Origin of the sequence: Phenylobacterium sp., assembly GCF_035944335.1 — a bacterium.
Classification (GTDB): domain Bacteria; phylum Pseudomonadota; class Alphaproteobacteria; order Caulobacterales; family Caulobacteraceae; genus Phenylobacterium.
This window is the reverse complement of sequence record NZ_DASZBG010000088.1, coordinates 44,268-69,040: the sequence shown is the minus strand read 5'-3', so window position 1 is coordinate 69,040 and position 24,773 is coordinate 44,268. Positions and strand designations below refer to the sequence as shown.

The 24,773-nt window shown below is 69.8% G+C and carries 21 protein-coding genes; 9 read left to right on the top strand and 12 right to left on the bottom strand.

What is annotated here, in order from left to right:
• The first annotated feature begins 306 nt into the window (after positions 1 to 306).
• From VGT80_RS15335 to VGT80_RS15320, 4 genes are all read left to right on the top strand, one after another.
• Entirely contained in the window at positions 307 to 3,675 is a 3,369-nt protein-coding gene (locus VGT80_RS15335; RefSeq protein ID WP_327457292.1) for a carboxyl transferase domain-containing protein, read from the top strand.
• Positions 3,676 to 3,754: 79 nt separating this feature from the next.
• Positions 3,755 to 4,696: a proline iminopeptidase-family hydrolase gene (locus VGT80_RS15330; protein ID WP_327457290.1), complete on the top strand. Its 942-nt coding sequence runs from the start codon at positions 3,755 to 3,757 to the stop codon at positions 4,694 to 4,696.
• Between the two features lie 76 nt (positions 4,697 to 4,772).
• Positions 4,773 to 5,126 carry a TfoX/Sxy family protein gene (locus VGT80_RS15325; RefSeq protein WP_327457288.1) on the top strand — a complete coding sequence of 118 codons (354 nt, stop codon included), beginning with the start codon at positions 4,773 to 4,775 and terminating at the stop codon, positions 5,124 to 5,126.
• 9 nt (positions 5,127 to 5,135) lie between these two features.
• Positions 5,136 to 5,477: a VOC family protein gene (locus tag VGT80_RS15320; protein ID WP_327457286.1), complete on the top strand. Its 342-nt coding sequence runs from the start codon at positions 5,136 to 5,138 to the stop codon at positions 5,475 to 5,477.
• A gap of 3 nt (positions 5,478 to 5,480) precedes the next feature.
• Here the strand turns inward: VGT80_RS15320 and VGT80_RS15315 are convergent, their stop codons facing one another.
• The 4 genes from VGT80_RS15315 to VGT80_RS15300 all read right to left on the bottom strand — a co-directional run bounded on the left by VGT80_RS15315 (position 5,481) and on the right by VGT80_RS15300 (position 10,568).
• Positions 5,481 to 6,848 carry a vWA domain-containing protein gene (locus VGT80_RS15315; protein ID WP_327457284.1) on the bottom strand — a complete coding sequence of 456 codons (1,368 nt, stop codon included), beginning with the start codon at positions 6,846 to 6,848 and terminating at the stop codon, positions 5,481 to 5,483.
• A gap of 6 nt (positions 6,849 to 6,854) precedes the next feature.
• Positions 6,855 to 7,808, bottom strand: coding sequence for a MoxR family ATPase (locus VGT80_RS15310; RefSeq protein ID WP_327457282.1), 954 nt, complete (start codon positions 7,806 to 7,808; stop codon positions 6,855 to 6,857).
• Positions 7,809 to 7,898: 90 nt separating this feature from the next.
• Positions 7,899 to 9,446 (bottom strand): aldehyde dehydrogenase family protein, encoded by a 1,548-nt coding sequence (locus tag VGT80_RS15305; RefSeq protein WP_327457280.1) that lies wholly within the window; start codon positions 9,444 to 9,446, stop codon positions 7,899 to 7,901.
• Positions 9,447 to 9,458: 12 nt separating this feature from the next.
• Positions 9,459 to 10,568 carry a saccharopine dehydrogenase family protein gene (locus VGT80_RS15300; protein WP_327457278.1) on the bottom strand — a complete coding sequence of 370 codons (1,110 nt, stop codon included), beginning with the start codon at positions 10,566 to 10,568 and terminating at the stop codon, positions 9,459 to 9,461.
• Between the two features lie 120 nt (positions 10,569 to 10,688).
• Here VGT80_RS15300 and VGT80_RS15295 point away from each other — a divergent pair, with 120 nt between their 5' ends.
• On the top strand, positions 10,689 to 11,114 hold the full coding sequence (locus VGT80_RS15295) for an Lrp/AsnC family transcriptional regulator (protein WP_327457276.1): 426 nt from the start codon (positions 10,689 to 10,691) through the stop codon (positions 11,112 to 11,114).
• Here VGT80_RS15295 and VGT80_RS15290 read toward each other — a convergent pair.
• A complete protein-coding gene (locus tag VGT80_RS15290; RefSeq protein WP_327457274.1) occupies positions 11,111 to 12,007 on the bottom strand; it encodes an NAD(P)/FAD-dependent oxidoreductase in 897 nt (298 codons plus the stop codon). The two genes, VGT80_RS15295 and VGT80_RS15290, sit on opposite strands and share 4 nt — an antisense overlap.
• 125 nt (positions 12,008 to 12,132) lie before the next feature.
• On the opposite strand from VGT80_RS15290, the gene VGT80_RS15285 reads away from it, so the two are divergent.
• A complete protein-coding gene (locus tag VGT80_RS15285; RefSeq protein WP_327457272.1) occupies positions 12,133 to 14,640 on the top strand; it encodes an ATP-binding protein in 2,508 nt (835 codons plus the stop codon).
• A 14-nt stretch (positions 14,641 to 14,654) separates the two neighbouring features.
• Here the strand turns inward: VGT80_RS15285 and VGT80_RS15280 are convergent, their stop codons facing one another.
• From VGT80_RS15280 to VGT80_RS15270, 3 genes are all read right to left on the bottom strand, one after another.
• On the bottom strand, positions 14,655 to 15,815 hold the full coding sequence (locus tag VGT80_RS15280) for a thiolase C-terminal domain-containing protein (protein WP_327457271.1): 1,161 nt from the start codon (positions 15,813 to 15,815) through the stop codon (positions 14,655 to 14,657).
• A gap of 4 nt (positions 15,816 to 15,819) precedes the next feature.
• A complete protein-coding gene (locus tag VGT80_RS15275) occupies positions 15,820 to 16,230 on the bottom strand; it encodes a Zn-ribbon domain-containing OB-fold protein (protein WP_327457269.1) in 411 nt (136 codons plus the stop codon).
• Positions 16,231 to 16,324: 94 nt separating this feature from the next.
• Positions 16,325 to 17,011, bottom strand: a complete 687-nt coding sequence (locus tag VGT80_RS15270) for a helix-turn-helix domain-containing protein (protein ID WP_327457267.1) — start codon at positions 17,009 to 17,011, stop codon at positions 16,325 to 16,327.
• Positions 17,012 to 17,109: 98 nt separating this feature from the next.
• Here VGT80_RS15270 and VGT80_RS15265 point away from each other — a divergent pair, with 98 nt between their 5' ends.
• Genes VGT80_RS15265 through VGT80_RS15255 form a run of 3 tightly spaced genes read left to right on the top strand, consistent with a single transcriptional unit; the run spans position 17,110 to position 20,100 of the window.
• The gene (locus VGT80_RS15265) at positions 17,110 to 17,448 is read left to right on the top strand and encodes an NIPSNAP family protein (RefSeq protein ID WP_327457265.1); all 339 of its coding nucleotides are present in this window, start codon (positions 17,110 to 17,112) and stop codon (positions 17,446 to 17,448) included.
• Positions 17,449 to 17,457: 9 nt separating this feature from the next.
• A complete protein-coding gene (locus VGT80_RS15260; protein ID WP_327457263.1) occupies positions 17,458 to 17,886 on the top strand; it encodes a DUF1810 domain-containing protein in 429 nt (142 codons plus the stop codon).
• Positions 17,887 to 17,922: 36 nt separating this feature from the next.
• Positions 17,923 to 20,100 (top strand): penicillin acylase family protein, encoded by a 2,178-nt coding sequence (locus VGT80_RS15255; protein WP_327457261.1) that lies wholly within the window; start codon positions 17,923 to 17,925, stop codon positions 20,098 to 20,100.
• Positions 20,101 to 20,108: 8 nt separating this feature from the next.
• Here the strand turns inward: VGT80_RS15255 and VGT80_RS15250 are convergent, their stop codons facing one another.
• The 4 genes from VGT80_RS15250 to VGT80_RS15235 form a co-directional block, all read right to left on the bottom strand.
• Positions 20,109 to 21,041 (bottom strand): hypothetical protein, encoded by a 933-nt coding sequence (locus tag VGT80_RS15250; protein ID WP_327457259.1) that lies wholly within the window; start codon positions 21,039 to 21,041, stop codon positions 20,109 to 20,111.
• Between the two features lie 7 nt (positions 21,042 to 21,048).
• Positions 21,049 to 23,208: a prolyl oligopeptidase family serine peptidase gene (locus VGT80_RS15245; protein WP_327457258.1), complete on the bottom strand. Its 2,160-nt coding sequence runs from the start codon at positions 23,206 to 23,208 to the stop codon at positions 21,049 to 21,051.
• 64 nt (positions 23,209 to 23,272) lie between these two features.
• On the bottom strand, positions 23,273 to 23,656 hold the full coding sequence (locus VGT80_RS15240) for a hypothetical protein (RefSeq protein ID WP_327457257.1): 384 nt from the start codon (positions 23,654 to 23,656) through the stop codon (positions 23,273 to 23,275).
• A complete protein-coding gene (locus VGT80_RS15235; protein WP_327457255.1) occupies positions 23,653 to 24,678 on the bottom strand; it encodes a phosphotransferase family protein in 1,026 nt (341 codons plus the stop codon). Before VGT80_RS15235 ends, VGT80_RS15240 begins: the two co-directional genes overlap by 4 nt.
• Positions 24,679 to 24,773 lie beyond the last annotated feature (95 nt).

Sequence of the window (24,773 nt, the reverse complement as noted above, 5' to 3'; positions counted from 1 at the left end):
GGCGCGGTTCGCCAGGAAACTGGGACTTTCCGACCGCGCCTCCACGCCCGTCATCGCACCACCACCCGTCATCCCACGGTCGGGCGATCGGCCCGATCCGGGGGACCCAAGCGGCCTCCCAGACGGCCCGCCTCAGCTTGGGTCCCCCGCATCGCCCTGCGGGCGAGCGGAGGATGACGGTGGAGATGGTGATCGGTGGCGCTCCTCGGCCTAGAGCTGACCGTCTGCTCGAAACCGCTTCCCTTGCGAACAGGCGTTTGCATGATGGCGCCCGCGCGGCCGCAAGACCGCCAGGGGAGTGCGCTTGTGAAGAAGCTGCTGATCGCCAACCGCGGCGAGATCGCCGTCCGCATCGCGCGCACCGCCGCGGAGATGGGGATATCGACCGTGGCCGTCTTCTCAGTTGACGACGCGGCCTCGCTCCACACCCGCAAGACCGACGAGGCCCACGGCCTGACCGGCTCGGGAGCCGCCGCCTATCTCGACATCGCCCAGATGGTCGAGACGGCGCGCGCTTATGGCTGCGACGCCGTCCACCCCGGCTACGGCTTCCTGTCGGAGAACGCCGCCTTCGCCCGCGCCTGCGCCGAGGCCGGCCTGACCTTCGTGGGTCCGACGCCGGAGACCCTGGAGCTGTTCGGCGACAAGGGCCGCGCACGGGCGCTGGCCCAGCAGTGCAAGGTGCCGGTGTTGCCGGGCGCCGATGGGGCGACCACGCTGGATCAGGCCCGCGCCTTCCTGAAATCGCTCGGCAAGGGCGGGGCGGTGATGGTCAAGGCGGTGGCCGGCGGCGGCGGCCGCGGCATGCGCCCGGCGACCTCGCTGGAAGAGCTGGAGCAGGTCTTCGAACGCTGCGCCTCGGAGGCCAAGGCGGCGTTCGGCGAGGCGGCGCTCTACGTCGAACAGTTCCTCCCCAGGGCGCGGCACATCGAGGTGCAGATCGTCGGCGACGGGGAGCGCGTGAGCCACCTCTGGGACCGCGAATGCTCCCTGCAGCGCCAGCGCCAGAAGGTGGTCGAGATCGCCCCGGCCGACACCGTGCCCGAGGCGCTGCGGGCGGAGCTGTTCGCCGCGGCGATCGCGCTCGGCGAAGCTTCCGACTACCGCAGCCTCGGCACCATGGAGTTCCTGGTCGACGCCGACCAAGCTGGCCGCTTCGTCTTCATCGAGGGCAACGCGCGGCTACAGGTGGAGCACACGGTCACCGAGGAGGTCACCGGCCTCGACCTCGTTCGCCTGCAGTTGCAGATCGCCGCCGGCCGCACCCTGGCTGAACTGGCCCTCACCCAGGACCGGGTTCCCGCCCCCCGCGGTCACGCCGTGCAGGTGCGCGTCAACCTCGAGACCATGGCCGCTGACGGCTCGGCCAGGCCGGCCGGCGGGACCCTCTCAGTCTTCGAGCCCCCGTCGGGTCCGGGCGTGCGCGTGGATAGCTTTGGGTATGCCGGCTACAAGACCTCCACCCGCTTCGACAGCCTGCTCGCCAAGCTGATCGTCCATGCGGGCGCGGGCGGCCTCTCCCGCGCGGTCGCCAAGGCCTATCGCGCCCTGTCGGAATTCCGCATCGACGGCTCGCCCACCAACATCGCCTTCCTGCAGAACCTCCTGGCCAACCCCGCCGTCGCGTCGGGCGAGGTGCATACCCGCTTCATCGAAGAGCACATGGCCGACCTCGCCGGCCAGCCGGAGGCCCATCCGAAGCTCTACTTCGACGCCGCTGCGAGGGGCGCGGCGCCCGCCGCGGCCGGGCCCAAGCGCGTCGGCTACCAGGTCGATGCGGTGGATCCGCTGGCCATCCTCGACCTCGGCAAGCAGGCCCCGGCCACGGCGGCCGAGGACGAGGCGCCGGAGGGTCCCGAGGGCACGCGGGCCCTGCGCGCGCCGCTGCAGGGCACGGTCATCAACGTCCAGGCCGCCGTCGGCGATACGGTCCGCAAGGGCCAGGCGCTGATGATCATGGAGGCCATGAAGATGGAGCACGTGATCACGGCCGAGTTCTCCGGCGTGGTCCGCGAGATCGCCGTCGAGGCCGGCGACACCGTCTTCGAAGGCCACCCGCTGGCCTTCCTTACCGAGACCGAGCTGGCCGGCGCCGATGGCGCGGAGGAAGAAGCCGTCGATCTCGATCACATCCGGCCCGACCTTGCCGATGTGCTGGAGCGCCACCGCCTGACCCTCGACGCCGCGCGGCCCGAGGCGGTCGCCCGGCGCCGCAAGACCGGCCAGCGCACGGCCCGCGAGAACATCGAGGACCTCCTGGATCCCGGCAGCTTCGTGGAATACGGCCCGCTGGTCATCGCCGCGCGCCGGCGGCGCAACACCATCGACGAGCTGATCGCCACCACGCCCGCCGATGGCATGATCATGGGCCTGGGCTCGGTGAACGGCGACCTGTTCGGCGAGGACAAGTCCCGCGTCGCGATCATGCACTACGACTACACGGTGCTGGCCGGCACCCAGGGCGGCAACAACCACTGGAAGCTCGACCGGATGAGCGAGCTGGCGCTGAAGTGGAAGCTGCCGGTGGTGTTCTTCACCGAGGGCGGCGGCGGCCGGCCCGGCGACACCGAGGGCGGCGGCTTCACCCGCGGCTTCGAGTTCTGGGGCCGGCTCTCCGGCGCGGTGCCGCTGGTGGGCGTCAATTCGGGGCGCTGCTTCGCCGGCAACGCCGCCATCCTCGGGTGCTGCGACGTGATCATCGCCACCAAGGACTCGGCGCTCGGCATGGGCGGGCCGGCCATGGTCGAGGGCGGCGGCCTGGGCGTCTTCCGACCCGAGGAGATCGGTCCGATCAAGGTGATGCAGGAGAACGGCACGATCGACGTGCTCGTCGAAGATGAAGAGGAAGCGGTCGCGACGGCGAAGCAGTACCTCTCCTACTTCCAGGGCCCGCTCAGCGACTGGTCCTGCGCCGACCAGCGGCTGCTGCGCCGCGCGATCCCGGAAAACCGGCTCCGGGTCTACGATATCCGGAAGGTGATCGAGCTGATCGCCGACAAGGGCTCGGTCCTGGAATTGCGGCCCAAGTTCGGCCTGGCCATGGTCACCGCCCTGATCCGCGTCGAGGGCCGGCCGGTCGGCGTCTTCGCCAACAATCCGATGCACCTCGGCGGCGCGATCGACAGCGACGCCTCGGACAAGGCCGCCCGCTTCCTGCAGCTCTGCGAGGCCTTCGACATCCCCGTCCTGTCGCTCTCCGACACGCCCGGCAACATGGTGGGGCCCGAGGCGGAGAAGACCGGCCTGATCCGCCACTGCTCGCGGCTCTTCGTCATCGGCGCCAACCTGACCGTGCCGCTGTTCTCGGTGATCCTGCGCAAGAGCTATGGCCTGGGCGCCATCGCCATGACCGGCGGCTCCTACCAGGGCTCGATGTTCGCCGTCGCCTGGCCGACCGGCGAGTTCGGCGGCATGGGCCTGGAGGGCTCGGTCAAGCTCGGCTACCGCAACGAGCTCGCCGCCATCGCCGACCCCGTCGCGCGCAAGGCCAAGTTCGACGAGATGGTGGCCGCCGCCTACGCCCGCGGCAAGGCGCTCTCCCAGGCGCTCGGCCCCGCCCTCGACGACGTCATCGACCCGGCCGATACCCGAAAGTGGCTCGTCGCGGGCCTGAAGTCCTTGCCACCGCTTCCGGTCCGCACGGAGAAGAAGCTCCGCTGGATCGACAGCTGGTGAGGATCATCCGCGCGGCCGCGCGCGCCGTATTGGAAGAGGATCGCGGCGCCGCTAGCTTCGCCGCCGGGAGGGGCTGATCATGGATCTCACACGCAGGGGCGCGGTCGCCGCCATGGCTGCCGGCCTCGCCGCCGGCCTGCCATTCTCCGCCTTCGGATTGGCCGAGCAGACCGGCCGCGCCGCCGTGCCGGGCGGGACCATCTGGTGGAAGAAGGTGGGCTCGGGCTCCAAGCCGCCGCTGCTCACCCTGCACGGCGGGCCGGGCGCCGGACACAACTACCTCTTGCCGCTGGCCGTGCTCGCCAATGACCGGCCGGTGATCTTCTACGACCAGCTCGGCTGCGGCCAGGCCGACAGTCCGCCCGACGAGAAAATTTACACGATCCAGCGCTCGGTCGATGAGGTCGATGCGGTGCGCCAGGCGCTCGGGCTGCGCCAGATCGTGCTGTTCGGCCATTCCTGGGGCTCGATGCTGGCCATCGAATACCTCTGCCAGGGCCGTGGCCACGGCGTCGACAAGCTGATCCTCGGCGGGGCGCTCGCCAGCGTGCCGCAATGCAACGCCGGCCAGATGCGGTTGATCGCCGAGATGCCGAACGGGGGCGGGGCGCGGATGCACGCCCTGGAAGCGGCTCACAAGGAGGAGTCCGAGGAGTACCAGAAGCTCACCGAGCTCTTCTATCATCTGCACGTCTGCCGGGCTGACCCATGGCCGCCGGAGGTGAACCAGTCGATCGAGATCGTCGGCAAGTCGATCGCCTATCGGGTGATGAACGGGCCCAACGAGTTCACCATCGTCGGCGTCATCAAGGACTGGGACCGCCGCAAGGACCTGCATCGCATCAAGGTCCCGACCTTGATCACCACCGGCGAGTTCGACGAGGTGACGCTGGACTGCCACGAGACCATCCACCGCGGGATCAAGGGCTCGCGTTTGCAGGTTTTCAAGGGCTGCTCGCACATGACCATGAACGAGAAGCCCGCCGAGTACGTGGCCGCGTTGCGCCGCTTCATGGCCTGAGCCGGGGGGCCTGCGCCGCTGCTGACAAAACGCTGTCAGCAGTGCGGGCGTATCTGGAACAAACAAGGAACCGACGATGGCCCACGACCCCAAGATCCTGCAGGCGCAGCTCTCCAAGGCCGCGCCGCCGGACCTCGACCTGGCGTTCCGGCCGATGTTCGGCGGCATCATGGCCTATGCCGACGGCAAGGCCTTCGCCTCCCTGTCCGATGTGGGCCTGGCCCTGAAGCTTTCCGGCGCCGACTACGCCGAGCTGCTGGGCGCGCCAGGGGCCCGGCCGCTGCAATACACGCCGTCCATGCCGCCCTCGAAGTCCTATGTCGTCGTGCCCGACGCCTGGCTGGACGACCGCGACGCCCTGCGCCCGTGGATCGTTCGCGGCGCCGCCAACCTGAAACCTGCCGCGCCGAAGACGCGCCGCGCGAAATAGAGGAACCCCATGGCCCGCCCCAACTTCATTGAGCTGCCCGCCGCCGATCTCGCCGCCGCCAAGCGTTTCTATTCGACCGTCTTCGGCTGGACGCTCACCGACTTCGGCCCGACCTATAGCTGCACGCTCACCGGCGACGTGGACATCGGCCTGCAGGCCGACATGGCCGAGGCGACCAAGGCGCCGCTGCCGGTCATCGAGGTGTCCGACCTGGAGGCCTCGCTCGCCCAGGCGCAGGCGGCCGGCGCGACCATCGTCAAGCCGATCTTCGGCTTTCCCGGCGGCCGCCGCTTCCACTTCCGCGACCCCAACGGCAACGAGCTGGCCGTGATGCAGGCGGACCCCGACTAGGGCTCAGTGCGGGACGTAGGTCCGGAGCACGTCCTCGACGATCCGCTCAAGCTGGGCGAGCGTGTTGCAAGGCTTGGCCACGTGGCAGAACCGCTCGTAGCGGTGCATGACGCTGTCGCCCTGGCTCCAGTAGCTCTCCGGCTCCGGGTTGAGCCAGATCACCGCCCGCGACCGGTCGTGGATCTGCTTCATCAGGTCGAGCCTCGGCTCGGCGAAGTTGGAGCGGCCGTCCCCCAGGATGATCACCGTGGTGTGGCGGTCGAGCCGGTCCAGGTACTGCTCGGAGAAGTCCTGCAGCGCCCGGCCATAGTCGGTCTGCTGGAAGCCGATGGTCTGCAGCACCTTGAGGATGGCGCCCTCGACGCCGTTCTCGTCGAGGATCTCGTTGACGCTGATCATCCGCCCGGAGAAGGCGAAGGCGTCCAGCCGCTCGACCACTTCGTTCAGCGAATAGAGGAAGGTCAGCAGGAACTGGGCGGCGGCGGCCACCGACTTGGAGACGTCGCAGATCGCCACGATCGACGGCTTGTCGATCTTCTTGATCTTCCACTCGATCTCGAAGGGCACGCCGCCGTGGGCCATGGACTTGCGCAGGGTCTTGCGCACGTCGAGGTGGCCCTTGTTGGCGATGTGCCGACGGCGCGAGTAGCGGTCGGCCAGCCGCTTGGCCATCCGCTTGACCAGCGCCTGCATCATGGCGAGATCCACAGGATCGATGCCGCCGTCGGCGTTCAGCGCCTTCTTGGCCAGCATCTCCTCGCGCAGCGACCGGGCTGAGCCGGCGGCATAGAGGCTGTGCTGGCGCTCGACGTAGGCCTGGGCCTCGGCGACCAGCGCCTTGCGCCGTGCGTCCAGCCGTTCGGCCAGAGCCCGGCCCTCGGCCTGCCGCCGCGCCGCGGCGATGATCTGCTCGATCTCGGCCAGGCCCATCTCGTCCAGCAACCGGCGCGTCATGCGGCTGCGCTGCGTCGAGAGCCGGATCTCGGCGACCCCCGCCCGCTGCGCCGCCTGCTCCATCGCCTGGGCCAGGCCCGCCGCATCGCCGGCCAGCAGCATCTGCGCCAGCGCGGAGCCCTCGGCGGCGGCGTCGGACTGCGGCGTGTCGTCGGCGCTATCATCCGGCCGTCCGCCGTCGTCCGGCGGCGGCATGGCGAGGGCGTCGCGGGCGAAGAAGGTCTCGAAGGTCGCGTCGAACCGCTCGACCTCGTCGGGGCTCTTGGCCAGGCTGACGCAGAGCGCGTCCTTGAAGAGCTCGCGGTCGCCGTAGCCGGTGACCGTGATGGCGCGCGCCGCATCGATCGCCTCGGCCGGCGAGACCCGCACGTCGGCGGCTCGCAGCGCCCGGATGAACTCTTCCAGCGTGTGCTGCATGGCGGCCTAGCGCCTCGCCAGCAGCTCGACGATCTGCGGTTCGACCGCCTGGATGTCCTGCTCGAATTTCAGGATCACGTTCAGGGTGTCGCGCACCATCGCCGGGTCGAGGCTGTCGGCGTGCAGCAGGATGAGGGCCCGCGCCCAGTCGACGGTCTCGGAGATCGAGGGCGCCTTGCGAAGGTCCAGCGTCCGCAGGGTCTGGACGAAGGCGACCAGCTGCTTGGTCAGCGTCGCCTCGATGTCCGGCACGCGGGTGGCCACGATCCGCTCCTCCAGCGCCGGCTCCGGCAGCGGGATGTGCAGGTGCAGGCAGCGTCGCTTCAGGGCGTCGCCCAGGTCCCGCACATTGTTGGAGGTCAGGAAGACGAAGGGCGGCGTCTTGGCCACCACCACGCCCAGCTCCGGGATCGACACCTGATAGGCCGACAACACCTCCAGCAGGAAGGCCTCGAACGCCTCGTCCGACTTGTCGATCTCGTCGATCAAGAGGACGCAGCCGCCGTCCTCCTTGAGCGCCTTCATCAGCGGCCGGGGTTCCAGGAATGGCTCGGAGAAGAACAGGTCGCCCATGCCGTGCAGCCGGTCCATGGCCGCGTCCATGGTGGCGGCGTCGGCCAGGGTCTCGCCCATCCGGTCCTTGAGGATTTGGGTGTAGAGCAGCTGCTTGCCGTACTTCCACTCGTACAGCGCCTTGGACTCGTCGAGCCCCTCGTAGCACTGCATGCGGATCAGCGGCAGGTTGAGCAGCTTGGCGGTGGAGAGCGCCAGCTCGGTCTTGCCGACGCCGGCCGAGCCTTCCACCAGGATCGGCTTCTGCAGGTTCACCGCCATGTAGAGGGCGGTGGCGATACGGCGCGAGGCGATATAGCCCACGCTGCCCAGGCCCGCGATCAGGGCGTCGACGGACGCGAGCGGGCTCGTCGCCGGGGGGCGGGTGGCCGTGGTGGAAATGGTCAAAGTGTCGAACTTTCGAAATGGGAACGTCGAAAGGATCGATTGTGCCCAAGGCCGGCGGGAAGGGCAAACGCCGGCTCGCGGCGGCCGGCGTCAGATGTCGAACTTCACGCCCTGGGCCAAGGGCAGGGTCGCGCCGTAGTTCACCGTGTTGGTGGCGCGGCGCATGTAGGCTTTCCAGCTGTCCGAGCCCGCCTCGCGCCCACCGCCGGTCTCCTTCTCGCCGCCGAACGCCCCGCCGATCTCGGCGCCCGAGGGGCCGATGTTGACGTTGGCGATGCCACAGTCCGAGCCGCGCTCGGAGATGAAGGTCTCGGCCTCGCGCACGTCGTTGGTGAAGATCGACGAGGACAGGCCCTGCGGCACGTCATTGTTCAGCGCGATGGCCTCGGCGAGGTCGCGGTAGCGCATGACGTAGAGGATCGGGGCGAAGGTCTCGCGGCGCACGATATCGGCCTGCCCACCTTGAGCATTGAGCGGCATTTCGACGAGGGCGGGGCGCACATAGGCCGCCACCTGGCCGCCGGGCACCTCAACGGGATCGCCGCCGGTCACCTCGCCGCGGGCCTTGCGGGCCTCGGTCAGCGCGCGCTGCATGGCGTCGAAGGCGGTCAGATCGATCAGCGGGCCGACCAGGGTCCCGGCCTCGCGCGGATCGCCGACCGCGACGGAGGCATAGGCCGCCTTCAGGCGCGGGACGAAGGCGTCGTAGATGCTGTCGTGCACGAAGAGCCGCCGCAGCGTCGTGCAGCGCTGGCCGGCCGTGCCCATGGCGGCGAAGGCGACGCCGCGCAGGGCGAGATCGAGATCGGCGGACGGCGCGACGATGGCGGCGTTGTTGCCGCCCAGCTCCAAAAGCGCGCGGGCGAAGCGGGTGGCCAGACGCGGCGCGACCGCGCGGCCCATGGCCGTCGAGCCGGTGGCCGAGACCAGCGGGACCTTCGGGTGATCGATCAGGGCCTCGCCGACCTCGCGGCCGCCGACCACCACCGCGGACAGCCCTTGCGGCGCATCGGGGCAGCGGCCGGCGGCGCGCTCGAACAGCGCCTGGACGGCGAGCGCGGTCAACGGCGTCTTCTCCGACGGCTTCCAGACCACCGGGTCGCCGCAGACCAAGGCGAGCGCGGCGTTCCAGCTCCACACCGCCACGGGAAAGTTGAAGGCGGAGATCACGCCCACCACGCCCAGCGGGCGCCAGCTCTCCATCATCCGGTGATCGGGGCGCTCGGTGGCGATGGTCAGGCCGAACAGCTGACGGGAGAGACCCACCGCGTAGTCACAGATGTCGATCATCTCCTGCACTTCGCCCTCGGCCTCGGAGACGATCTTGCCGGCCTCGAGCGTCACCAGCCGACCGAGGTCGGTCTTGGCGGCGCGCAGCTCCTCGCCCAGCAGACGGACCAGCTCGCCGCGCCGCGGCGACGGCACATTGCGCCAGGCCAGATAGGCCGCGTGCGCCGCCTCGATGGTCGCCTGCACCTGCTCGGGGCTGGCGTCATGCACCTGGGCGATCACCTCGCCGGTGATCGGGGACCGCACGGGGCGCTCGCCCCCGGTCCAGAGCTCTTGGCGGACGCCCAGACGCGCCAGCACCTGGGCGGCGTCCGACGCGGCGGCGGCGATCTTGGTCTGCAGGTTCATAGGGCGGGTTCGCTATTCGGCGGCGGCGCGGAAGGGGATGGCGTCGTCCGGCGCATAGAACCGTCCGAAGCGATTGGCCAGGAAATCGGCGAGCGGGATGTCCTCCTGCCGGATGAAACCCCGCTGCGGCAGCTGGCCCTCACTCAGCATGTCCAGCACCGCGCAGATGGCGCCGGCGGTGGTGATCTGGATGGCGCTCTTCAGCTCCCCGCCGATCACCTGGGCGAAAACCTTGTTGACGTAGGTCTCCTGCATCAGCCGGCCGTCCTTCAGGCCGGAGACCGTGACGAACACGATCACCACGTCCTGCAGGGTGGCGGGGACGGCGTTCTCCAGGATGTCCTTCAGGATGTGCCGGCGATTGCGCAGGTTCAGGTCGTTGAGCAGCGCCTTCATGATCGCCGCGTGGCCCGGATAGCGGATGGTCTTGTAGTTGAGGTTGCGGACCTTTCCCTCGAGGGTCTGGCACAGGGTGCCCAGGCCGCCGGAGGTGTTGAAGGCCTCGTAGGTGACGCCGTCGAGGGCGAACTCCTCGCATTCCTCCAGCGGCGGGACTTCGCGCAGTTTGCCGTTCTGCACCGCCTCGCAGGGCTCGCAATATTCGTTGATCACCCCGTCGGTGGACCAAGTGAGATTGTAGTTCAGCGCGTTGGACGGGTAGCGGGGCAGGGCGCCGACCCGCAGGCGGACGTCGTGCAGCTCGTCGAAATGCTTGGCGAGCGCCCAGGCGGCGATGGTGATGAAGCCCGGCGCCAGGCCGCACTGCGGGATGAAGGCGGTCTTCGAGGTTGCGGCGAGCTCGCGGGTGACGCGGCTCGAGGCCACGTCCTCGGTGAGGTCCAGGTAGTGGGCGCCGGCTTGCGCGGCGGCGCGGGCGACCGTCACGGTCAGGTGGAAGGGCGCGCAATTGACCACCGCGAAGCGGCCTTTGAGCCGGGCGGCGAGCCTGGCCGGATCGTCGATGGCCATGGCGGCGGTCTCGACCCGCGGATGGGTCTTCAGAGACGCCAGCGCCTCGGGAGCCTGATCGATGACCAGAACCTCGTAGGCGCCGAAGGCGGTCAGCAGGTCCACGACCGTGGATCCGATCTTGCCCGCGCCGATGACCGCGACCCTGCGCATGTGCGCCTCCTGATTTGCCGCGACTGAGAATTCGCCACGGCCCAGCCGGATTCAATTGGCGGTTCGTCGAATCAGATGGCTAATCTGGGCACATCGCCGAACAAGAACGCTGAAACGACGATGGACGACCTCGACCAGCACCTCCTCGCCCGCCTGCGGGAAAACGCCCGCGCCCCGGTCGCCGAGCTCGCCCGGGCGCTCGGCCTGTCGCGCACCACGGTGCAGAGCCGGCTCGCGCGCCTCGAGCGCTCCGGCGTCATCGCCGGCTATTCCGTCAAGCTGTCCGAGGCCGAGACGAGCCGTCAGATCCACGCCTACGTCATGCTGACGGTCGAGCCGAAGCAGGCTGTCGCGGTGATCTCGGCGCTGCGCCGCCTGCCGGGCGTCCGCGCGCTGCAGTCGGTGAGCGGCCCCTTCGACATGATCGCTGCGGTGGAGGCGCCGTCGGTCTCCGAGATGGACGCCGTGATCGACGAGATCGGCGCGCTGAACGGCGTCGAGCGGACCAACTCCTCGATCGTGCTCTCCACCAAGTTCGACCGCTAGAGGCCGGCGGCGCGCAGGCGGTTGTGGATGTCGGTCGCCGCGATCGCGCCCTCCGCCTCGGCGGTGGAGATCTGATTGAGCCCGCGCACCACGTCGCCCCCCGCATATAGGCCCGGGACGGAGGTCTCTTGGTGCTCGCCCACCACCAGCCGGCCGCTGTCGTCGAGCTTCACGCCCGCACGGACGGCGAGCTCCGTGCGGGGCCGAACGCCCAGCCCGGCATAGAGGCTGTCGAACCGGCGGGCGCGATCCGAGCCGAAACAGATCGCGGCGATGCGTTCCTGGTCGAGGACGACGCTGTCGATGGGCGCCTCGATCACCTCAACCCCGGCGGCGGCGAGCTCCGCTCGGCAGGCCGCGGAAAGCTCGGATGGCTTGCCGCCGTGGATCAGCGCCACCTCGTCCGAATAGGTGCGCAGGAAGATCGCCTCGTACGCGGCATGCTCGTCGCGGCCGACGACGCCGACGCGGGTCCCGATGGTCTCGTAGCCGTCGCAGATCGGGCAGATGCGGATCAGTCCCTTGGCCACCGCCTCCGCTGCGCCGGGGATGTCCGGCTCGATGTCGACGACACCGGTGGCGAGCAGCACGGTCCTGGCGGCCAGCTCGCCCCCTGAGGTCATCAGCCGAAAGCCGCCCTCGACCACTTGCAGGTCGTCCACCCGGCCGGTTTCGATCTCGGCGCCGTATTTCTCGGCCTGCTGGCGCATGCGGGCCAGCAGCTCTTCGCCGCCCACGCCATCGGGGAAGCCCGGATGGTTGCGGCTCAAGGGGATGCGCGCCGCACGGCTCGCGCCGGACTCCACGACGCGGAGCTTGCGTCGGAAGCGGCCGAGATAGATCGCCGCGGTCAGGCCCGCGGGGCCCGCGCCCACCACCACACAGTCGTCCATTCCGTCCTGGAATCCCTGGCTTCAAGTCGCGAACCGGTCGCGTCCCGCACAAGTCCGGTCATAAACCGGACCTCAACATCTGCCCTTCAAGGTCCGGCGTCGGTCCGGGTTCCCGGCGGGGGTCTATGAAGTCACTGTCGCGTAGGTTCCTGGTCAGCGTCGGCCTGCTGTCGCTGGTGGTGACCGTCCTCGGCGCGCTGGGCGCGTTCGAGGTCTTCCAGAAGGAATTATCGGACCGGCAGATCGCCTATCTGGGCGACTACGTGCGCGAGCGCAGCAGCAACGTCGACAAGCGGTTCTCCAACCTCAGCGCCCTGCACGAGGCGGCGGCCGAGGAACTGACGCGGCGCATGGATCGGCTCTCCGACCGCGAGGTCGACCGGCTCGCCGACCGCTTCTTCCCGCTCCGTCCCGACGGCACCCGGCGCAGCGATCCGAAATATTTCGACGGGACCATGGTCGAGGGCCAGTACACCTACGGCATGGGCGCCTTCATCGGTAACGCCAAAGCGATGACGCCCCGTGACAAGCGCGCCCTGGTCGCCGCCTTCGAGCTGGTCTCCGACTTCGGCGAGGCGGCGCGCAAGGACTACGACAACCTCTATTTCTTCACCCCGCCGGCGACCCGCCTGGTGATGTACGGCCCTGACCGGCCGGACCGCCTGATGTTCTACCGGCACGATGCGCCGGCCAATCTCGACATTTCCAAGGAAGAGATGGCGACCGTCACCGCGCCCGCCGCCGACCCGCAGCGGGCGACCCGCTGCACCAACCTGCAGCGCCTGGTGCAGGACAAGGTCGGCGAGCGCTTGGCCACCGGCTGCATCACGCCGGCCTATGTGCATGGCCGCTACGTCGGGGCCTTCGGTTCGTCCATCGAGCTCACGGGCTTCTTCCAGAACGCCGTCAACACGGTGATCCCCGGCGCCTCGACCCTGATCGTCACCCAGAAGGGCGAGCTGATCGCCTATCCGGGCTTCACGGGACGAGGCCGCGCCTCCGAACGCACCGTCGCCGGCTATGAACGCCACTTCGGCTTGCGGCAGCTCGCCGTCAGCCTGGCCCGCGACGGCCGCGCGCAAGGCGTGGTCACCAGTCCGGACGGCCGCCAGATCGTCGCCTTCGGCCGGCTGGAAGGCCCCGACTGGTACCTGCTGGTCACCTATCCGAAGGAGGCCGTGGCCGCCTCGGCGGCCAGGTCGGCGTCGTGGATTCTGGTCGTGGGCGCCATCGCCTCGGTGCTGCAGACCCTGCTGGTGGTGGTGCTCGCCCAGCGGACCATCGTGTGGCCGGTGCGCAAGCTCGCCGCCTCCTGCGAACCGGAGACCTTCGGGCGCGCCGAGCGGCCGGACGTCGCCGACGTGGAGCGCCGCGCCGACGAGATCGGCGTGCTCGCCAAGGCGCTTCGCCATGAGCGGGAGAAGGTCGAGGAGGTCATGGCCTCGCTGGAAGACCGTGTCCGCGACCGCACCGCCCAGTTGGAGCGCGCCAACGCGGAGAAATCCCGCTTCCTGGCCAATATGAGCCACGAGCTGCGCACCCCCCTGAACGGCGTCATCGCCATTTCGGAGACCCTCTCGAAGAAGCAAACCACCAAGAAGGGCCGCGAACTGGCCGAGCTGATCGTCTCGTCCGGCCGCCTCCTGGAGCGGGTGCTCACCGACATTCTCGACTTCTCCAAGATCGAGGCCGGCGAGATCAAGCTGGCCCGCGACGAGTTCGCCATGACCACGCTGGTGGCCGGCGTCGCCGAGCTGCATCGGGCCTCGGCGGAGACCAGGGGCCTGGCCTTCCGCTGGAGCGTGGCCGAAGGTGTCGCCGGACGCTTCGCGGGCGACACGGTGCGCCTGACCCAGGTGCTGTCGAACCTGCTCTCCAACGCCGTGAAGTTCACCGAGGCCGGCGAGGTGCGGCTGGCGGTGGTGGCCTATGGCGCCGGCGTGCGGTTCACCGTCGCCGACACCGGCATCGGCTTCGACGCCGAGACGAAGAAGCGCCTGTTCCGCCGTTTCGAGCAGGCCGACACCTCGATCCGCCGCCGGTTCGGCGGCACGGGCCTGGGTCTGGCCATCAGCCGCTCCCTGGTGGAGCTGATGGGCGGCCAGATCGAGGTCGCTTCCACCCCGGGCGAAGGCTCGACCTTCACCGTCGACCTGAACCTCGAGCGTCTGGAAGGCGAGGCCGCCGTGGTCGAGGCCCATGAGGACCACGCCGTCGACATCTCCGGCGCTCGTGTGCTGCTGGCCGAAGACCATCCGACCAACCAGAAGGTCGTGCAGCTGATCCTGGAATCGGTTGGCGTGAGGCCGATGATTGTCGAGAACGGCGCGCTCGCGCTCGAGGCGCTGCAGGCCGAGCGGTTCGACGTCGTCTTGATGGACATGCAGATGCCCGAGCTCGACGGCCTCTCGGCCACCGTCCAGCTGCGCGCCCACGAGCGCGAGGCGGGCCTGCCGCGCACCCCGGTGATCATGCTCACCGCCAATGCGCTGGACGACCACGTGCGCACCAGCCTGGAGGCCGGCGCCGACCTGCACCTCTCCAAGCCGATCCGGGCCATGGCGCTGATCGAAGCGATCGTGACGGTGATGAGCGCCCGCGACGGTTCAGGCGACCGCGCCGCGGTCGCCTGAACCCGCGCCGCCGGCTAGGGCGCCTCGTTCGAGAAGACGATAGTCCCCGAGGCGGCGAACATGCCGCCGACGCCGTGGGCGATGCTGATCTTCGCCCCCGGAACCTGGGCCGGGGCTGTGCCGCGCATCTGCCGCACGCTCTCCTGCAGGGCGTACATGCCGTACATGCCCGAGTGCATGTAGGAGAGCCCGCCGCCGTTGGTGTTCAGCGGCAGCTTGCCGCCCGGCTTTCCATTTGAGGGAGGAGCCGTATTGCGCCCGCGGATGAAGGCCGCCGCCTCGCCTGGCTTGCAGAAGCCGAGGTCCTCGAGGCCGTAGAGCGGCAGGTGGGCGAAGGCGTCGTAGATCATCAGGTGATCCACGTCAGAATGCTGGATGCCGGCCTCCTCGAAGGCCTTCTTGCCGGAGACCCGGAACGCCTTGGAGGAGGTGAAGTCCTCCATCTGGCTGACCATCGGGGTCTCGACGCTTTCGCCGGTCCCCAGGATGTAGACCGGCTTGGCCGCGAAGTCCTTCGCGCGGTCGGCCGAGGTCAGTATCAGCGCCCCGCCGCCGTCGGTGACCAGGCAGCACATCAGCATGCGGAACGGCCAGGCGATCATCGGCGAGTTCAGCACGTCGTCGACGGTGATCGGATCCTTGAAGCTGGCCCGCGGGTTCTTCGCCGCCCACTCCCGCTGGATCACAGCCACCCAGGCCAGGTCCTCCTCCGTCAGGCCGTAGGTCTTCAGGTAACGGAGCACCGGGATCGTGAACATGGTCGGCGGGCTGGTCACGCCGTAGGGCATCTCGAACTGGCCCATCAGGCTGGATGCCGAACGGCCGAAACCTCCGGCGCCGACCCGGCTGCGGCCGCTTTCGCCGTGGGTGATCAGGATGGTCTTGGCCAGGCCCTCGTTGATCGCCGCCGCCGCATGGCGCACGTGCAGCATGAAGGAGCAGCCGCCGACGCTGGTGCCATCGGCATAGGTCGGCGTGATGCCGAGGTAGTGGGCGAGCTCGACGGGCGAGATGCCGGCGGTGGCCACGCCGTCGATGTCCGAGGGCTTGAGGCCCGCATCGGCCATGGCGTTGAGCGCCGCATCGGCGTGCAGGCCGATCACCGACTGGTCGGGGATCTTGCCCATCTTGGTGGTCTCGGCGGCGCCGACGACCGCAACGGATTTGCGCTTCATCGGATCACGCCCCCGCCGGTTCGAAGAAGGGCAAGCTGATGTCGTCCGACTGCTTCTCGAACTTCACCTTCACCGCCATGTCGAGCGGCAGGGCCTCCGGCGTCTGCGGGCAACCGACGATGTTCGTCATCATCTTCGGACCCTCATCGAGCTTCACCACGGCGATGGCGTAGGGCTCGGTCCCCATGTCAGGGCGCGGCCGGTGGTTGATCACATAGGACCAGAGCACGCCCTTGCCCGAGGCCTTGAACACCTCGACCTTGCGGCTGCCGCACTTGGGGCAGAAGGGTCTCGGCGGGAAGTAGGCCTCGCCGTCGCAGTCGGTGCAGCGCTGGAGGCGAAGCTCGCCCTTGCTGCACCCGTCCCAGAAATGCCGGGTCTCCGGCGTGGGCTCGGGCAACATCCGTGGTGGCATCAATAGGATCCCCAAAAGACAGTCGTGCAAAGACTTGGCTGGAAAGGCGCGCACCAAAGCCGAGCCGCGCGGCCTTGTCATCCCTTTCGCGGCGTCAGCCGACGGCAAGCGGCCCGAATGCCGCCTCGAAGGCGCGCTGGCCCGGGGCGTTGAACTGCACGATGCGCGTGCCCGGACTGCGCCGCGCCCAGCCGAGGTCGTAGATGCGCGCCAAGAGCGCCGCGCCGAGCGCGCCGCCCAGGTGGCTGCGCCGCACGCTCCAGTCCAGGCAGGCCTTGCAGAGCGGCCGGCGGCCCGCCGCCTCGACGGCGACGCCGAACTCACGGGCGAAGCCGTGGCCGTCTGCCGTCAGCACGAGCGCGCCGCCCTGATCGGCGATGCGCCCGGCGGCCAGCAGGGCATCGAGCATGGCGACCCCGGCCGCGCCGGCCAAGTGGTCGTAGCAGACCCGGGCGCGGCGCAGCGCCGGATCGCGCGGACCGGGCCGCGTGCGCATATGGCCGGAGCGCTCGGCGAGCACGCTCAGCTGCTCCAGCAACTCGGCCACGTCCTGCCCGGCGAGCGCGAAATAGTTGTGCCGCCCCTGGGAGCGGCGCGTCACGAGGCGGTCGGCTTCCAGCTTCGCCAGGTGCGAGCTGGCGGTCTGCGGGGTGACGCCGGCCTCCCGCGCCAGCTCGCCGGCGGTCAGCGCCTCGCCGCCCATCAGCGCGGTCAGCATGTTGGCCCGCGCGGGCTCGCCGAGCAGGGCGGCGATGCGGGTGATGTCGGGTCCGAGCTTCATGACACGAGCCTAGCGCACCTGGCGCGCCGACGCTTCGATCTGCTTCGAAGCATTCCAGCGCTGCGCTGGCGTATCGGAGGACTGAACCGGAGCGCCCCATGACCGTCACCTGCTGCATCCGCTATGTCATCGATCCCTATCAGCGCGACGCCTTCGAGGCCTATGCCAGGGCCTGGGGGCCGATCATCCCCGCCGCCGGCGGCGACCTGCTGGGCTATTTCCTGCCGCACGAGGGCGCCAACAACGTCGGCCTGGCGCTGATCTCCTTCGACAGCCTGGCGGCCTACGAGGCCTACCGCGCGCGGCTGCGACAGGATCCGGCGGCCCTGGCCAACTTCCGATTCTCGCAGGAGAAGCGGTTCATCCTGGAGGAGACGCGGACCTGGCTGGAGGCCGTGCCGCATCCCGCCGTGTTACCGGGCGTGCGCCGGCGCTAGACTTGCCGAATGGCCGCCGATCCGTTCCATCTTCAGCGCTTCGTGGACGCCCAGGCGCCGGTCTATGCGACGGCGCTGGCGGAGCTGAAGCGCGGCCGCAAGCAAAGCCACTGGATGTGGTTCGTCTTCCCGCAGGTCGCGGGCCTGGGTCTCAGCCCGACCGCCCAGCTCTACGCGATCTCGGCCATCGATGAGGCGAGGGCCTATCTGGCCCATCCCGTGCTCGGACCACGGCTGCGCGACGCCACGGCCGCGGTGAACGCCGTCGCCGGCCGCACGGCGCACGAGATCTTCGGCTCGCCGGACGACCTCAAGTTCCGCTCGTCCATGACCCTGTTCGCGGAAGTCGGGCCTCGGGAGTCGGTCTTCCGCGCCGCGCTCGACCGCTACTTTGGCGGCCAGCCCGATCCGCGGACCCTGGAGCTGCTGGGGCGATAGCGCTAGACGACCCTTCGTCCTCGCGGGAGTCTCGGCGTGCGCGCATTCCTTCTCGGCGTTGTGTTGGCGACGCTTGCGGGCTCGGTCCTGGCCGCGCCCGGCGAGCTGGCGCGGCAGCGGGCCGAAGCGGCGCAGGTGCGGATCGTGCGCGACGACTGGGGTATCGCCCACGTGCACGGCCATACCGATCGCCAGGCGGTGTTCGGCATGGCCTATGCCCAGGCCGAGGATGACTTCAACCGCGTCGAGGAGAACTACATCACGGCCCTCGGCCGCTCGGCGGAAGAGCAGGGCCAGTCGGCCATCTGGCAGGACCTGCGGATACGGCTGATCGTCGATCCGGTCGAGCTGAAGACCGACTATGCCAAGAGCCCCACCTGGCTGAAGTCGCTGATGCAAGGCTGGGCCGACGGGCTCAATTTCTACCTGGCCGACCATCCGGCGGTGAAGCCGAAGGTCATTACCCACTTCGAACCCTGGATGGCGCTTTCCTTCACCGAGGGCAGCATCGGACCGGACATCGAACGCGCCGACCTCAAGTCGTTGCAGGCCTTCTACGGCGGCCAGGCTGTGGCGGCGCTCGCCGCGGCGCCGCGCTTCGACGATCGGACGCTGGAAGCCGGCGGCTCCAATGGCTTTGCGATCGCGCCCTCGAACACCAAGGACGGCCACGCCCTGCTGCTGATCAATCCGCACACCTCGTTCTTCTTCCGCTCCGAGCTGCAGATGGCCAGCGACGAGGGACTGGACGCCTATGGCGCCGTCACCTGGGGCCAGTTCTTCATCTACCAGGGCTTCAACCGTCACGCCGGGTGGATGCACACCTCCACCGGCGCCGACGTGGTCGACGAGTTCGCCGAGACCATCGTGCGCAAGGACGGCAAGCTGTTCTACCGCTACGGCGCGGCGCTGAAGCCGGTGACGGTATCGGAGGTCGTGGTGCGATACCGCGCCGCCGATGGCGCCATGGCCAGCCGGCGCTTCACCATCTATCGCACCCACCACGGCCCGATCGTCCGCGCCGACGGCGACAGGTGGATCGCCATCGCCCTGATGCACAAGCCGGCGCCCGCGCTCGAGCAGTCGTTCCTGCGCACCAAGGCGGCCGACTACGCGAGCTTCATGAAGGTCGCCGAGCTGAAGGCCAATTCGTCGAACAACACCCTGTTCGCCGACGACAAGGGCGAGATCGCCTATCTGCATCCGCAGTTCATCCCGCGGCGCGACAACCGCTTCGACTACACCCGGCCGGTGGACGGCTCCGACCGGGCGACAGACTGGCAGGGTCCGACCCCGCTGGCTGAGGCGCCGCACCTGCTGAACCCGCCGAGCGGCTTCGTCTTCAACAGCAACGATGAGCCGTGGAACGCCGCGGGACCCGAGGCCAGTCCACGCAAGGCCGACTTCCCGCGCTACATGGATCAGGCCGGCGAGAACACGCGCGGTCTCCACGACATCGCGGTGCTGACCGGGCGCAAGGATTTCACGCTGAAGAGCCTGATGCGGACCGCCTACGATCCCTGGCTGCCGGGTTTCGCCAAACTGATCCCGAGCCTTCTGGCGGCCTACGACGCGACGCCCGCCTCCGATCCCCTGAAGGCCAAACTCGCCGGGCAGGTCGCGGTGCTGCGCGGCTGGGACGAGCGGTGGGCGACGGACTCGGTGGCGACCTCGCTCGCGGTCCTTTGGGGCGATCAGCTCTGGAAGGGGATTCCGACCTCACGGGCGGCGCGGCTGGACACCTTCGAGGCGGTCGCCAACGGCGTCCCGGGCCATGACAAGCTGCAAGCCCTGGCCGAGGTGTCGGACCGGCTGAGCGCCGACTTCGGCTCGTGGCGCACGCCCTGGGGCGAGATCAACCGCTTCCAGCGGATCGACGATTCCATCACCCCGCACCACGACGACGCCAAACCCTCGATCCCGGTGGCCTTCACCTCGTCGCAGTGGGGCTCGCTCGCCGCCTTCGGCGCCAGCCGCTACCCCGGGACGAAGCGGTACTACGGCTACAAGGGCAACAGCTTCGTGGCGGTCGTGGAGTTCGGCCCAAAGGTCCGCGCCTACGCCGTCACCGCCGGCGGCGAGAGCGGGCAGCCAGACAATCCCCACTTCGCCGACGAGGCCGCGCGCTACGCCAGCGGCGACCTGCGCGAGGTCTATTTCTGGCCCGAGCAGCTCGCCGGCCATACCGAGCGGAGCTACCGCCCGGGCGAGTAGCGCCGGAGCTACTTCGCAGCTTCCTGCCGCCGGGCGCCGGCCAGGATGCCGGGCAGCGCGTAGTTGCCCTCGTGGCAGGCGAACTCGATCTGCCGGCCGCCCGGCCGGAACACCATCTCGCCGGTCCAGGGCCGGCTGTAGACCTGCGGATCCTCGACGGTGAACAGGTAGCGGATCTCCGCCGCCGAGGTTCGGGTCAGCCGCTCGGTGACCTTCGCCTGCGGCGACAGGTAGAGCTGGGCCGGGCCGCGCCAGGAGGCGAGCGGATGGAAGCCCTGCGTCTCGATCACCAGGGTGTCGCCCTCCCATCGCCCGATGGAATCGCCGGCCCACAGGCGCAGGTCGACCGGCGGATGGCGGGCGTCGCCGATGCGGATGATGCGCGCCTCGTGGTTCAGTTCCGCCACGATCACCACCGTCTGGGCGGTCTGCACGATCTGGTAATTGGCCTCATAGACGCTGTTGAGCATCGGCGGCCCGGCCATGCCGCTCGGCCCGATCAGGCAGCGCTCGGACGCCGGCCGCGCCTCCGGCCCGTCGAAATCCTTGAGCGCCGAGGCCTGGGCGTCGACGAGGCGCTGGCGTCCGGCCGGCGTGTAGGGCAGCCGCCCGTCCGCGGGATCGACGATCCAGCCGGAGCGGGCCTTGCCGTCGATACGCGCCAGCCGGTCGTGCGGATCGATCCACTCGCTGGTCGCCTGGCCGACCTCGTCGGGTCGGTCCTGGACGCCGCCGCCCTTTTCCCAGGCCGTGGCCTCCGCGTCCGTCAGGGTCAGGCTCTTCAGCGCGGTCGGGCGCTGCAGGTGGGTGAGCGAGGCGTTGGTCCAGTCGCCCTGCAGGTCGGGGTGGCCGTCGGCGGCGCGGGGCGCGCGGTAGGCGCCCGCCGCGGCCGAGCCTGCAGCCAGGGACAGCGCCACCGCAATGAGCGTCAGCCGCCGCATGGGATCCTCACACCGGCTGGTAGCCCGCCACCCCGGTCCGCCAGAGCAGGAAGGCGTAGGTGTCCACCGCCTCGCGGTCTTGCTGGCCCCGCGTCGAGCCGATCCCGTGGCCGGCGTCGAAGTCGACGCGCAGCAGGATCGGCTTGCCCGACGAGGTCGCTCTCTGCAGCCGGGCGGTCATCTTGCCCACGTGGAAGGGCGCGACGCGCGGGTCGGTGACGCCGGTGGTCAGCAGCACCGCGGGGTAGGGCGTCCCGTCCTTCACGGCCTGGTATGAGTCGATGAGCTTCAAGGCCTCGAAGCCCGACTTCTCGGCAATGGCGCCCCACTCCGGCTCCTCGCCATAGCCGTCCTGCTCGGCCACGTAGCGCAGCGGGTTCGACCAGCCGACGCCGTCGATCACCGCGGCGAACAGGTCCGGCCGCTCGGTCAGGGCGCGGCCGACGGTGATGCCGCCGGCCGAGCGGCCACCGATGGCCAGGCGGGCCGGGGCCGTATAGCCCTCGTGGCAGATGTGCTCGCAGACCGCGATCAGGTCGCGCCAGGTGTTGGGCTTGTTCATCAGCTGGCCGGCCTTGTGCCACTCGCGCCCATACTCGCCGCCGCCGCGCACATTGGCGTAGCCGACGATGAAGCCGGCATCGATCAAGGCGAGCGTCTTGCCGGCGAAGGCCGGCGTGTAGGCGCTCGAGCCATAGGAGCCGTAGGCCGAGATCCAGGCCGGCGTCTTGCCGTCGCGCTTCAGGCCCTTGCGGTAGATCAGCGTGTAGGGGATGCGCACGCCGTCCTTGGCCACCGCGAAGCCGCGGACGGTCTCGTAGGGGCTGGTGTCGATGGCGGGCCGGGGCGTGAGGCCGGTGTCGGCCACTTGGCCGGCGGGGTTGGCCGACCAGATGCCCGCTGGCGTCAGCCAGCCGGTGTAGGTCATGAGCGCGCCGTCCTCCGACGGCGTGGTGAACACCGCCCCGATGGTCCCGTCGAAGGGCAGGGCGATCTCGCTGACGTGGCCGTCGCGGGTCAGGCGGCGCAGGCGGCTGACGCCGCCATCCATGATGTTCAGGTAGAAGCCGTCGCGCGCTCGCCCGAGGCTCTGGATCACCTGCGGACCCTGCGGCACGACGAGAGTGGCCGACGCCAGCGACGGCTGGGCCGCGGCGGTGCGGACGATGCGGCCGCGCGGCGTCCCCCTGTTGGCCAGGAGGTAGAGCTGGTCGCCGTCGATCACCACGTCGGTGACCTCGTCGTCGAAACCGGCGACCTGGGTCCAACGGGCGTGGCCGCCCAGCACCTCGCGCAGCGGCGCGATCAGCGCGCGGAACTCCCGCCGCACGTCCGTCAGCGTCAGCACGGCGAAGGGCGAGCCTTCGAAGGTGAAGATGGTCGGGCCCTGGATCTTGTCGTAGGCGACCGCCGGATCGAGGCCGCGCTTCATCAGGATCGGATCGCTGGCCGGATCGGTCCCCAGCCGATGGAAGCGCGCCTGGCTGTCCAGGTAGCGCTCGGGGGTGGCCACCTTGCCGGTGAGCTGGTTGTAGAAGAATCCCGTGCCGTCATCGAGCCAGCTGGGCTGGGCGCCCTCGGTGTTGGCGATCGTCTCGGCGAGGTCGTGGCCGTCGGCGACGACCATGATGTGGGCGACCGAGTCCTCCGACCCGTTGGGTGACAGGCCATAGACCACGTGGGCGCCGTCCGGCGAGGCTTCCCACCAGTCCAGCGAGATGTGCCCGCCGCCGGCCGAAAGCGTCGTCGGATCGACCAGCACGCGGTCGTGGCCGCCTTCGCGGACGAACAGCTTGTAGTTGTCGGCGCCCGCCGGCCGCTGCTGGAAGAACAGCCGTCCGCCGGCCCGCTGCACCTTGCTGGTGAGCGCGGTGTCGCCGGAGAGCTGCTGGATGCGGCTGAGCAGCCGGTCGCGGCCCGGGATGGCGTCGAGGTAGGCCCTCGCATGGGCGTTTTGGGCCCTCAGGAAGGGCAGCCAGTCGGGATCCTTGTCGTTCTCCATCCAGCGGTAGGGATCGCTGAGCGTTTCGCCGAAGTAGGTGTCCTTGACCACGGCCACGCGGGCGACCGGCGCCGGCGGGGCGCTGACCGCGGCGCGGGCCGCGAGAGGCGCCAGGCCCACCGCGGCGGCGGTGAGCATCAGGCGTCGGCGATCGATCAACGGCATTGGTGGTCCCCAACTTGATAGGCGCGAGTAGGGCGCAGGCCGCGCCGGCTTTCAAGGCGCCGGTTCATACCAGGGACACCGAGAGCTTGCGGCGTTCGGTCGAGGCCAGGAGTTCGGCCCAGATGAGGTCTTGGCGGGCCGCGTCGTCGGATTGTTCGGCGGCGATGTGGGCCTCGATCAGCTTCGCGCGGAGCCCGTGGTTCTCGGCCGTGAGGGCCGAGAGGCGCAGGTCGTCGTCGCCGCCGGCCTGGCCTAACAGGGCGCGCAGCGCGCGGTTCTCCTCCACCAGACGGGCTGCGGCGCCGTCCCAGACCTCGGCGGCCAGCGTCAGCAGCATGGCGGTGATCGCAAGGTCGCTGGCGCGCTCGGCGTCGGGGACGCCCGGGGCGGCGTTGCGGGCCGCGACCTGGGCGAGCTGGGCGAGGACGGCGGGGACTTCGGGGGTCATAGCCTGCCCATCACCTTGAGGATCGCGCGGTCCTGGGCGTTGAGCAGCCACCAGGCCGGATAGATCATGATCGGCTCGCGGTTGCCGCCCTTGATGAAGGCGGCGGCCGAGCCCACCCAGATCGCCTGGCCCTTCACGCAGTTGAACAGCGTCCACCAGTGCAGGGCGGCGGGGTCGACGGTGAGGCCGCTGGCGCGCTCCCAGATGGCGACGGCGTCGGCTTGCGGCAGCAGGCCGCCGGCCAGGCCGCGACCGAACTGCCAGACCGGATTGAAGCCCCAGGCGAGGTCCTCCAGCGGATCGCCCAGGTGCGCCATCTCCCAGTCCAGCACGCCGTGGATCTCGCCCGCCGCGTCGTAGAGGAAGTTGCCGGTGCGGTAGTCGCCGTGCACCACGGCGAGCTTCTGGGCGCGCGGTGGCGGATGGGCGCGCAGCCAGCGGATGGCGGCCCGGGCGATCGGCAGCGGTTCGGCCTCGTCGCCGTCGAAGACGGCTTCCCAATAGTCGAGTTCCCGGGTCCAGCAGGCGTCGAGGGCCGGAACCTCCATCACCCCGGTCAGGCCGAGCGCGGCCGGGTCGGCCTTGGCGATCTCGCCCAGGATGGTCCACTTGCGCATCGCCAGCTGGGGCAGGACGGCGTCGTAGGCGCCGGCGAACAGCACCTGCGGCGAAGCCTGGAAGCCGGCGATCTCGGCGGCGATGAAGAACGGGTGGTCGAGGGGCCCGTCGCCCTCCTCGAGGAACAGCATCTCCGGCACCGGGACGGCGGAGCCGGCGAAGGCGCGGTAGGCCTCGAACTCGATGCGCCGCTCGGTGTCGATCAGCGAGGCCGGTGGATCGCGCCGCAGGATCATGCGGCGCTTCTGCGGTTGGCCGTCCTCGCGCCAGCGGGCCACGAAGCGATAGGTCTCGCGCGATGCGCCGCCGGAGATGCGTTCCATGGCCTCGACGCTCACGTCCGAGGCGGCCGGCATACGGGTCGCGAGATAAGCGGCCACGCGGGGGGCGAGCGGGTGCGTCATCCTCCCCTCCCCCTTGCGGGGAGGGGGCGGGGGGTGCGGGTGCTTGCGAGGCCTAGGACATTTCGCCCTCGAGCGGCGATCCTTCGGCGACTCCG